The organism is Planococcus sp. A6 (assembly GCF_028823615.1).
Classification (GTDB): Bacteria; Bacillota; Bacilli; order Bacillales_A; family Planococcaceae; genus Planococcus.
On the sequence record NZ_JAPEHT010000112.1, the window covers coordinates 1 to 10,606 of the forward strand.

13 protein-coding genes are annotated in these 10,606 nt (G+C 48.7%); 5 read left to right on the top strand and 8 right to left on the bottom strand.

The window, feature by feature from the left end:
• The 3 genes from ON064_RS14340 to ON064_RS14350 form a co-directional block, all read right to left on the bottom strand.
• Positions 1-714, bottom strand: a 714-nt coding sequence (locus ON064_RS14340; protein WP_274625300.1) for an amino acid ABC transporter ATP-binding protein, incomplete at its 3' end; no start/stop codon positions are given.
• A gap of 31 nt (positions 715-745) precedes the next feature.
• The gene (locus ON064_RS14345; RefSeq protein WP_274625301.1) at positions 746-1,447 is read right to left on the bottom strand and encodes an amino acid ABC transporter permease; all 702 of its coding nucleotides are present in this window, start codon (positions 1,445-1,447) and stop codon (positions 746-748) included.
• Positions 1,434-2,252 carry an amino acid ABC transporter substrate-binding protein gene (locus ON064_RS14350; RefSeq protein ID WP_274625302.1) on the bottom strand — a complete coding sequence of 273 codons (819 nt, stop codon included), beginning with the start codon at positions 2,250-2,252 and terminating at the stop codon, positions 1,434-1,436. Before ON064_RS14350 ends, ON064_RS14345 begins: the two co-directional genes overlap by 14 nt.
• Before the next feature lie 240 nt (positions 2,253-2,492).
• On the opposite strand from ON064_RS14350, the gene ON064_RS14355 reads away from it, so the two are divergent.
• Entirely contained in the window at positions 2,493-3,437 is a 945-nt protein-coding gene (locus ON064_RS14355) for an L-threonine 3-dehydrogenase (protein WP_121298437.1), read from the top strand.
• Between the two features lie 33 nt (positions 3,438-3,470).
• Here ON064_RS14355 and ON064_RS14360 read toward each other — a convergent pair whose 3' ends face one another.
• The 3 genes from ON064_RS14360 to ON064_RS14370 all read right to left on the bottom strand — a co-directional run bounded on the left by ON064_RS14360 (position 3,471) and on the right by ON064_RS14370 (position 6,146).
• Entirely contained in the window at positions 3,471-4,823 is a 1,353-nt protein-coding gene (locus ON064_RS14360; RefSeq protein WP_274625303.1) for a YjiH family protein, read from the bottom strand.
• A gap of 279 nt (positions 4,824-5,102) precedes the next feature.
• Entirely contained in the window at positions 5,103-5,783 is a 681-nt protein-coding gene (gene bshB2 / locus ON064_RS14365) for a bacillithiol biosynthesis deacetylase BshB2 (RefSeq protein WP_274625304.1), read from the bottom strand.
• Positions 5,784-5,795: 12 nt separating this feature from the next.
• Positions 5,796-6,146 carry a YojF family protein gene (locus tag ON064_RS14370; RefSeq protein ID WP_274625305.1) on the bottom strand — a complete coding sequence of 117 codons (351 nt, stop codon included), beginning with the start codon at positions 6,144-6,146 and terminating at the stop codon, positions 5,796-5,798.
• Positions 6,147-6,271: 125 nt separating this feature from the next.
• Between ON064_RS14370 and ON064_RS14375 the strand changes: the two genes are divergently transcribed.
• Complete coding sequence (locus ON064_RS14375) at positions 6,272-7,144, top strand: ABC transporter permease subunit (RefSeq protein ID WP_274625306.1); 873 nt, start codon at positions 6,272-6,274, stop codon at positions 7,142-7,144.
• Positions 7,145-8,086: an ABC transporter permease gene (locus tag ON064_RS14380; protein ID WP_274625307.1), complete on the top strand. Its 942-nt coding sequence runs from the start codon at positions 7,145-7,147 to the stop codon at positions 8,084-8,086.
• A 174-nt stretch (positions 8,087-8,260) separates the two neighbouring features.
• On the opposite strand, the gene pdxK is transcribed toward ON064_RS14380, so the two are convergent.
• Both pdxK and ON064_RS14390 read right to left on the bottom strand, forming a co-directional pair.
• Positions 8,261-9,094: a pyridoxine/pyridoxal/pyridoxamine kinase gene (pdxK, locus tag ON064_RS14385; protein ID WP_274625308.1), complete on the bottom strand. Its 834-nt coding sequence runs from the start codon at positions 9,092-9,094 to the stop codon at positions 8,261-8,263.
• A 60-nt stretch (positions 9,095-9,154) separates the two neighbouring features.
• Positions 9,155-9,409, bottom strand: a complete 255-nt coding sequence (locus ON064_RS14390) for a hypothetical protein (RefSeq protein WP_274625309.1) — start codon at positions 9,407-9,409, stop codon at positions 9,155-9,157.
• Between the two features lie 129 nt (positions 9,410-9,538).
• On the opposite strand from ON064_RS14390, the gene ON064_RS14395 reads away from it, so the two are divergent.
• Together ON064_RS14395 and ON064_RS14400 are read left to right on the top strand one after the other, a co-directional pair.
• Positions 9,539-10,213: a uracil-DNA glycosylase gene (locus ON064_RS14395; protein ID WP_274625310.1), complete on the top strand. Its 675-nt coding sequence runs from the start codon at positions 9,539-9,541 to the stop codon at positions 10,211-10,213.
• Between the two features lie 59 nt (positions 10,214-10,272).
• Positions 10,273-10,536: a YwdI family protein gene (locus ON064_RS14400; protein WP_274625311.1), complete on the top strand. Its 264-nt coding sequence runs from the start codon at positions 10,273-10,275 to the stop codon at positions 10,534-10,536.
• The last annotated feature ends 70 nt before the right edge of the window (positions 10,537-10,606 follow it).

Consider the following 10,606-nt stretch of genomic DNA (forward strand, 5'->3'; position numbering starts at 1 on the left):
GCGTTTCGTGCGTTCTTCCTGAGGGCGATTGAACACCTCATCCGGTGTCCCACGTTCAACAATCCGGCCACTGTCCATGAACAGTACTTCGTCGGCCGCGCCTTTGGCAAAACGCATTTCGTGGGTGACGACGACCATCGTCATGCCTTCTTGGGTCAAGTCTTTCATGACCTGCAGCACTTCTCCGACAAGCTCTGGATCGAGTGCAGAAGTCGGCTCATCGAACAACATGACTTTCGGTTCGAGCGCCAGCGCACGGGCGATGCCGACGCGTTGTTGCTGGCCACCTGACAGCTGGTGTGGATACGAATCGGCTTTATCCGACAGCCCGACTTTGTCGAGTAGCGCCAATGCCTTTTCTTTTGCCTGTGCTTTGTCTTTTTTCTGGACGGTGACAGGCCCTTCCAAAATATTATCAAGTGCCGTCATGTGTGGAAACAGATTGTAATGTTGAAACACCATCGCCGATTGTTTGCGGAAGGCCATGATTTGTTTTTTCGACATCGGTTTCGAGAAATCAGCGACAAGCCCCCCGATTTCAACCGTTCCATCACTTGGCTTCTCCAAAATATTGAGGCAACGGAGGAAAGTGGTTTTTCCTGAACCGGAAGGGCCGATGACAACGATCGTTTGCCCTTTTTCGACGTCGAGGTCGATGCCTTTCAGCACTTCCAGCTCGCCGAAGCTCTTATGCAAGTTTTTAATTGAAATCATAATAAACTCCTATCTATGGATCGATCTGGATTTAGCGGGAAACATAACGGTCAAAGCGGTTTTCCAAGCGCCCTTGTACGAGTGACAACAAGAAGCAAATGATCCAGTAGATTAATGCCGCTTGCCCGTAAAGAAGCAGGAATTCATAATTGGTCGCCGCGATTTGCTGGGCGACGCGGAACATTTCCGTCACCAAGATCAAGGCGGCAAGAGACGTGTCCTTGACCAGGCTGATGAATGTGTTCGAAAGCGGCGGCACCGAAACGCGCGAGGCTTGAGGCAAGATCACGCGGCGCAATGTTTGGGAATAAGACATGCCGATCGTATCGGCTGCTTCCCACTGGCCTTTTGGAATCGACAAGATCGCCGCACGGATGACTTCCGAAGCGTAGGCGCCGACATTCAAGGAAAATCCGATGACGGCTGCCGGAAATGGGTCGATGGTGACGCCGACTGTCGGCAAACCGTAGAACAGGATGAACAATTGAACGAGCAGCGGGGTGCCACGGATGATCGAGACATAGACGCGCGCAATCCATTGCAGAACCCGGACGGTGGAAATGCGGGCAAGCGCCGTGATGACCGCCAGGAATAGCCCGAGGATAAAAGAAATGACCGAAAGCGGCAAAGTGAATTGCACAGCCGCTTCGATCAAAGGCAAGAAGGAGGACTGGGCGATGTCGCCAAGCCGTTCCAACCGTTCAGGGTTTGAGAAAATACTATTCAAGTACATTTTCGCCGAACCACTTATTGGAGATTTCTTCGTATGTGCCGTCTTCGATCATTCCAGCAAGTGCCTCATTTGCTGCTTCAACGAAGGTGTCGTTGCCTTTTCGGAACAATAACGCGCTTTGTGCTGCATCGCCGGATTCATCGACGACTTTAATGCCCGCATCCGGACGCTGGTTCTGGAAATCAAGGACCGTCAAGTTATCGTTGACTGTCGCATCGACACGCCCTGATACCAATAATTCGATTGCCTGGTTAAAGCCTTCAACGCCTTCAAGCTCTGCGCCGTAAGAAGTGGCCATTTCCGCATAATTGCTTGTTAATGACTGCGCCGAGAGCTTGCCTTCCAGATCATCGAAGCTTTGGATTTCTTCATTGCCTTCAGCTACGACGAGAACGGCGGTCGAAGTGATGTATGGATCTGAGAAATCATAGCTTTCCTCGCGTTCTTCGTTAATGCCGACTTGGTTGGCGACCATGTCAAAACGCTCGGCATCAAGACCTGCGAACATGGCATCCCATTGCGTTTCAAGGAATTCCGCTTCGACACCGAGGCGGTCTGCGACTTCACGGGCGATTTCCACGTCAAAGCCTGTCAATTCCCCGCTGTCGTCATGGAAAGTGAAAGGCGGGTATGTCCCTTCAGTGCCGATGACCAAAGTTCCTTCTTCCTGGATTTCAGCGAGCAAGTCCGTTTCGCCTTCTGTGCTGCTGCCTGATTCTGTATTGTCTGCGTTATCGGAAGAGCCGCAAGCTGTTAGGAATAATGCAGCTGCACCGATTGGCAAAAATGCCCATTGTTTCTTCATCGATGGTTCCCCATTTCGTTAAATTATTGCCTTTATGGCGTTGTTGTTCTATTTAAGCACAATAAAGCTTACCTGTATAGTAGGTTTAATCGGCTGACTAAAATAAGCAAAAGCCATTGTTTTTTTAAAGAGAACAATTTATAATGACTCTAACGAAAAGCTTGATATGAAAGCGTTTAGAAAGATTTAAATGTCTTTTTAGAGCGGACAAATGTTTTATAGAAAAGGAGTGCTTGAAAAATGAAACGAATCATGGTGACAGGAGCTTTAGGGCAAATCGGCTCGGAGTTAGTAGGCAAATTGCGCGAAACATATGGTGCGGAAAATGTATTGGCAACGGACATCCGTCCATCCGATACTCAAGACGGGCCTTTCGAAATTTTGGACGTGACGGATGCAGAACGCATGCTGACGTTAGCGCGTGACTTCAATGCCGACACGATGATCCATATGGCGGCGCTATTGTCTGCGACTGCAGAAGAAAAGCCGCTGCTCGCTTGGAACTTGAATATGGGCGGATTGGTCAATGCACTTGAAGCAGCCCGTGAACTCGGTATGCAATTTTTCACGCCAAGCTCGATTGGCGCATTTGGCCCTTCAACGCCAAAAAATGACACTCCACAAGACACGCTTCAACGCCCGACGACGATGTACGGCGTCAACAAGGTGGCAGGGGAATTGCTTTGTGATTATTACTTCACGAAATTCGGCGTCGATACCCGCGGCCTCCGTTTTCCTGGCTTAATCTCGAACGTTGCGCCTCCAGGCGGCGGAACGACAGACTATGCCGTAGATATCTATTATCAGGCAATCGAAAAAGGCAGTTATACTTCTTATATCGCACAAGGCACCCGCATGGACATGATGTATATGCCGGATGCGCTTCAGGCGATTGTCGACTTGATGGAAGCTGATGCGGACAAGCTCGTTCACCGTAACGCATTCAACGTTACGGCGATGAGCTTTGAACCGGAAGAGATTGCAGCATCGATCCGCAAGCATATCCCGGATTTTAAATTGAGCTATGATGTCGACCCAGCGCGCCAGGCGATCGCTGCCAGCTGGCCAGATAGTATCGATGCCAGTGCCGCAAAAGACGAATGGAACTTCAAAACGGAGTATGACTTGGATGCCATGACGGCAGACATGCTGGAAAAATTAAAACAAAAATTACAGCAAGCATAATAAAAAGGTTTAATTTCCTTTTCTATAACTTGATTAGAACAATAGGTGTGCCACGCCGACAACGATCGGCAAAGCAATGACTGTACGCAAAAGGAAAACGACGATCAAATCGAAAATATTGACCGGGATTTTGGAGCCGAGCAACAAGCCCCCGACTTCAGACATATAGATCAATTGCGTAACAGACATGGTCGCCACGACAAAACGTGTCATTTCGGATTCGATGCCTGCCCCGAGAATAGCCGGAAGGAACATATCGGCAAAACCGACGACCATCAATTGCGCAGCTTCTGCAGCTTCAGGGACGCCGAGAAGGTTCAAATACGGTTCAAACGGTGCGCCGAGAATGACGAAAGTTGAAGTGTACTCCGCAAGAATCAAAGCGATGGTACCGAACGCCATGACGACAGGCGCTACGCCAATCCACATATCGAGCACGTTCTTCATGCCATCTGAGAAGAAATTGGCAACAGAGCGGTTGCGGTCCGCCTTTTCGAGTGCTTTTTCTATACCATGTGATGCCAGGCCTTGTCCATTTGGCACGTCTTCAGAAACGGAGTCCTGCGGCGAGCCGTCCATGAATTCCGTCTTTTTCTGTGCCAGCGGATAGATGCGCGGCATGATGAGTGCCAATATAACCCCTGCCAGAATAACAGTGCCGTAATATGGAAGGAAATATTCGCCAAGGCCGATTTCTTCAATGACGACGATGGCAAAAGTGATGGAGACGACAGAAAATGTCGTTCCGATAATCGCGGCTTCACGCTGCGTATACTTATTATCCTCGTATTGCTTGCTGGTTAGCAGGACACCGATTGTGCCGTCGCCGACCCAAGAGGCCAGCGCATCAATAGAAGAACGGCCAGGAAGGCGGAACAGCGGGCGCATGATCTTGACCATCATCGTCCCGAAGAATTCAAGCAAGCCGAAATTCATCAAAAGCGGTAAGAACAGTCCGGCAAACAGGAAAATCGTGAATAGGAAAGAAAGCAATCCGCTTCCTGATAACAACAGGCCGCCAGTATTTTCGTTCCAAACCGGTTCAGGCCCGACTTGGAATAATACCATGAAAGCAAAAACTGCGGCGACAACCCGTGTTAATGTCCAAAATAAGTTGACGTTGAATAATTTCTCGAAAAATGGAACGGTGTCAGAGGTGTTTTCCTTTTTGCCGATAAAGGCCAAGGAGCCGACTGCGGCAATCACCAGAATAGCAAGAACGACCCAAGGGACAAACGATTCGATTGCACTGGCCATAAGACCCGCAAGCACGGCAATCGTGACTTTCCATCCTTCATCAGTCGGGATGGGAATCAGGAACAAAAGAATCCCCAGGAAAGACGGAATCAGGAATAATAACCAAGTAGAAGCTGAAAACTTTTTCAAAATAGTATTCCCCTTTTCTCTTTATTGTATGAATAAACGTAAATTATACTAATTATACAACACTTTCCCCTTTGGAACCGCTGTCATTAGTAATGTTTATATTATCTGAAAACAACGGAAAATAATAGTATTTTTAAGAAAGAAAATCTTATTGCTGAATATGGATAATATTGGCGGCTATCATAGAACCTGGCAACTGATCCTCTTTCCCTCTTAATAGCAAGAAAATCCCGCCCCGCATCTCTAAGAGACATGCGGCGCGGGATTCAGTTCAGGGAGTTATTCGAAATCCTGGTCCCAACGGTAAGTGTAGAACCGTTCCAAGGTCAGCCAGTTTTCGGTTTCGGTGTCGCCATTTTGCAGCTTGTGCTCCATTTCCTCGAGCATCCAAGCAGTTTGCGAAATATGGGCTTTCATTGAATTCATCTTATGCTCACGTACGGGCTTGATATTGTAGACGATGTCAGGCTCACCGAGCACATCCAGTGTATTGTTGGCGAATGCCACGCAATGAAGTTTCGGGCGGTCCTCCATGCGGCGCACAGCACGAACTACGGCGCGCGCTGTTGCTTCATGGTCAGGATGCACGGCAAAATCCGGGTAGAAAGTGATGATTAGCGAAGGGTTGGTTTCTTCAATCAGCTCTTCCATCATGCGCACCATTTTTTCGTCATCTTCGAACTCCAGTGTTTTGTCACGTAGGCCCATCATACGAAGATCCGTCAAGCCCATCGCTTCCGCAGAGGCCAGCAGTTCTTGCTTGCGGATGGCAGGCAAAGACTCACGCGTCGCGAACGGCGGGTTGCCAAGATTGCGGCCCATTTCGCCAAGCGTTAAACAGGCGTATGTAACGGGCGTTCCTTGTTGGATATGGGTCGTAATCGTTCCCGACACTCCGAACGCTTCGTCGTCGGGGTGGGGGAAGATGACCAGTACATGTTGTTCTTTCGGGATGGTCATTTGAATTCCTCCTTAATAGCTAAACGGTGTTTCGCTGAGTTGCAGCGCCACCGCTAATTTTCCGGTTCCGTCGTGGCCGGCGAGCAGCAAACGGCCTTGTTCATCGATTTCAAAATGAGTGATGCCTTGTGCGTAAACCCAGCCATGCGGCAATTTCAGCCCGACACGGTGTGGGCTGTCGCCGACAACTTTGCCAAGTTCGAAATTGATAACGACATTGCGGATAAATGCGCCGGCATTGAAAAAGCCTTCATTGAAATGGCTTGCGTAGCTGCCATTTGTCGTTTCTAAATGAAGGTAGACATCCTTGCCGACGAATGAATCGATCGCCGCTTGGAGTTGTTTGACTTCTACTAGTTCCATGATGTTCCTCCTAATTAAATCGGTATTCTAATAGTATAAGGAACTCTGCTGCCGAATGCGATTAGTACGCTTGCAACAGAAAGGATGGATGATAAAATTAAAAAAGAGAAAATTTTCCAAAAGGGGTGAAAGGTTTGAAATTTTTAACTAATTTCTTTATCGCCATCGCCGGGATTGTCTTGGCGGGCAGTTTGCCGATTCTCGTCAGGGGCTGGGTAGAAGGAGAATGGCGAGGGCGATTATACGTGGAATCGATACGCGAGACATTGGAAGGGCTTTGGCCCATCGGAGAAATTGCGTTTCTTAATTACCGTGCAGGGCAGGAGATGCCATTATTCCCAAACATTTTCGCCTACATCGTGTATTCACTTGAAATTCTATTTTTGGCTTTGCTAGTAGCCTTTATAGCGTCATTGACTTTAACGATAGTGACTATGCTGCTGTCTGACAGTATACGGGAACGGGTAAAAATGATGCTTTATTTTCTGGAGTCGGTCCCGGATTTGTTGATCATTATGCTGGCACAGCTTAGTGTCATTTTCTTCTTTAAAGAAACCGGGGTACTGATTTCGAAAATTGCTGTGGCAGGGGAGGATCAAATTTACTGGCTGCCTGTATTGTGTCTGGCAGTTTTGCCGACTATTCAACTTTACCGCCTATCAATGCTGACTTTTCAAGAGGAAGAGCGCCAGATGTATGTAGAACTTGCCCGCGCACTTGGCTTTTCAAAAGTCTACATCGTGCTCATACATATGTTCCGTAATGCAATCATTAGCGTGTTTTTTCAATCTAAGAGAACGATGTGGTTCATGCTATCGAACTTGTTTGTACTCGAGTTGATGTTCAATCTTCCAGGGATCATGCTATTTCTCAGTGGAAATATGCACCCACTCGGTTTTCTGGTGACCATTTTCAGCTTTTTCCTGCCGATGTTCATTTTGTATAGCTTAGGGGAATGGTTTTTCGTATCACGCCGGCACAACAAGGCGGTGGTATAAATGTGGCGCCAACCGTACTTTATCTTTGGTTTTTTCATTTTGAGTTTTTTCCTCGTGGGCAGTTTTGTATACGAATGGGTGTGGGGCGATGTTCCGGCGCAAACTCATTATTTGATGGAAGATGGTCGGGCAGTGGAAGCGGCCCCTATTTCTCCTAACTGGCAGCATCCGCTGGGAACTGACCAATATGGCTATGACCTGCTGGGGAAATTGATGCTCGGGGCGAAATACACCATCTTGGCTGCACTAGCAATAGCGGCAGTCCGGATGGCAATTGCGGTGCCAATCGGATATATATTCGGTATTTATTTCGATAAACAGCGCAAATTAATGTCCAGTTTTGCCGACTCGATGCATTATATTCCACTGACTTTGTTCGCGGCTTATGTGTTAACTCCGTTGTTGTGGATGCCGGAAAATGGATTTTCGAGCACGCTCTGGGAACGGATTTCCGTACAAGTGATCATAATGGCTCTGCTGACCGTTCCGATCGTCTCAGTTCTGATTGCCAATGAAGCTGCTTTGCTTAGGGATAAGGAGTACATCCTTGCAGCGAAAACCCTTGGCGCGGGACGTCTTCGGATTATCCGAAAGCATCTATATCCACAAATGCGTGAAAAAATTGCTGTCCTGTACGGTCAACAAGTCATGGAGACATTCATCATACTGGCGCATCTTGGACTGCTGGATTTGTTTTTGGGAGGAACCAAAGTCAGCTATGATCCCATGTTTGGCGATCCCCCGATGTCAATTTCTTACGAATGGGCGGGACTGTTCGGCTCGAGCTTTCGATACTTGCAAAGTGCCCCTTGGCTGCCGCTTGTCCCTGTATTGTGCATAGGGCTCGCTATTTTTTCGGTGTCACTCATGATGGAAGGCTATTTACGGTCGAAAAACCCCAAAATCAAGAAAGCCGCCGACAAACGCAAGAAGATCCGCTAGTCGAGTGGAACCGGGAGCAGCTGCGTGAGAAAATGGTGCGATTGAAAAATGAAAAACTATCTAAATGAATCCGTCTAATCAAGTGGTCCTTTACAAAACAAGTAAATGATTCCCAGCGTAAAACGGCATAACAAAAGGAGGTCGCATTTGCGCCCTCCTTTTGTACGTGTGGAATTATAGCTCCACTACGTCAACTTCTACTTTATGAAATTTATTCGCAGCTCCGTGCATGACAGGGCCAACGTATTCATTCAGCTTCCAGCCGTGCGCAATCGCTGTAGAAACAAAGATTTTCGCGTTGTAGACCGCGTCTTTGACCGATTGGCCGTTAGCAAGATTGGCCGTAATCGCCGCAGCAAATGTGCAACCGGCGCCGTGATTATAAGTCGTATCGGTTTTCTCAGCCGTCAACAGGTAATGCTTTTCTCCGTCATAGAGAAGGTCGGCCGCTTTTTCGTGCTTCAATTGCTTGCCGCCTTTGATCACGACGAACTTTGCACCGTGTGAATGGATTTTTTCCGCAGCTTTTTGCAGGTCTTCAACTGTGTGAAGTGTGCCGAGTCCTGATAATTGGCCTGCTTCCACAAGGTTCGGTGTCACGACTTTTGCGTGCGGCAGCAAGTATTTAACCATTGCATCGACATTTTCAGGGAATAGTACTTCGTCTTCGCCTTTACATGCCATTACCGGGTCGATGACAACATCGGTAATGCCGGATGCTTCGATGGCCTTGCCAGCCATTTCGATGATATCGACAGTCGGCAGCATGCCGGTTTTCAAAGAGTCGATTCCAGTCGAGAATGCTGTTTTCAACTGGGCATCTAGCGTATCGAGCGCGATCGGATGGATGCCATGGCTCCAATGGTTGTCCGGGTCCATCGTGACGATGACCGTCAAAGCGTTCATGCCGTATGTGCCGTGTTCCTGGAACGTCTTCAGGTCGGCCTGGATGCCAGCGCCGCCGGAAGTATCGGATCCTGCAATGGTGAGTGTCTTTTTGAGTGTCATAAGTCAATCTCCTTTAGGCTTTTTAGTCATTGAGCTAATTTTATAGAAATTTTGCGCCATTTACAACGGTTTGGGCCTGTGCGGCCAAGCCAATGCCAGGACGGTCGCAATGGAAGCGAGAGAAAATAACAGCGTGATGCCCCCGATGACCCAATGGCCGCTAGTGAATAGGCCAATCGCCATCACCAATGTTAAAATGGCTGCTAGAACAATCAAGCCGATCAGACAGCCCATGCCGGCGCGTTTAGCGCTTTCGGGTGCGCTGTCGCCTTTCGTTTTGGAAATTTCAGAAATCCTTTGCCGCCAGTCTGCCATATGATTCCGCCCCTTTTCTCCATCGTAACACGGCGGGGTGGCGAATTGAAGCGCTTGCAAATGGAGAAGACTAGAGAAAAAGAGAACGGGTATTGAAAAGAAAAGTTATTTGACGAAGGAGTAGATACAATGGGCAAGCAAATTTTCAGCAATGACTGGCAGGAAATCTTAGGGGAAGAATTCAGCAAAAGCTATTACAAGGAGTTGAGGGAGTTCTTAAAAGACGAATATGCCAAAGAAACCATTTATCCGGTAAAAGAGAATATCTGGAATGCCTTTGAACATACGGCTTATCAAGATGTCAAAGCAGTCATCCTCGGGCAAGACCCCTACCATGGGCCGAATCAAGCGCACGGCTTGAGCTTTTCCGTTCAGCCAGGCATCGCACATCCGCCGAGCCTGCGCAATATCTTCAAGGAACTAGAAGACGACATTGGCTGCGAGAAACCGGTGGACGGGACCTTGACGAAATGGTCTGACCAAGGGGTGCTCATGCTCAACACGGTCCTGACAGTAAGGCAAGGGCAAGCGCATTCGCACCAGAGAAAAGGTTGGGAGCAGTTCACGGACGAAGTCATCCGGAAATTGTCGGCACGAAAAGAGCCGGTTATTTTCATTTTATGGGGCAAACCGGCACAGACGAAAAAACGCCTGATCGATACCGAACGCCACGACATCATCGAAGCACCGCATCCGAGCCCACTCAGTGCACATCGCGGATTTTTCGGCAGCAAGCCGTTCTCAAAAGTGAACAAGCTGTTACAATCGCGCGGCGAAGAACCGATTGATTTCTGCCTGGACTGACGAATCCGGCAGGCACGTGGTAAACTGGATGGGACTAACAGCGAGAGGGGCCATGACACATGGGCATCGAAACGACACGCATTTTAGACGAAATCGATAAGCATACAGCCCGCGCGCGAGGGAGCGAACCCGAAAAAATCCGGGAATCCCTTGCCGCTATTCGCGCCTTATGCGACCTGCTTCTCGAAGACGGCATGCAAGCGCCCAAAAAACCGCGCGCCATGCCGCTTCAGGCGGAACCGGTGAACCGGCCGCAGTCGGTTCCCGCGGCCACGAGGCTTCAGGAAGAAGGGGCGAACGGCGATTCGCTTTTTGAATTTTAAATGGAAAGAGGACGAAACAAATGAAATTTTTCTTGATAGCGGGAGCGGTCAATGGACTACTAGCAGTCGC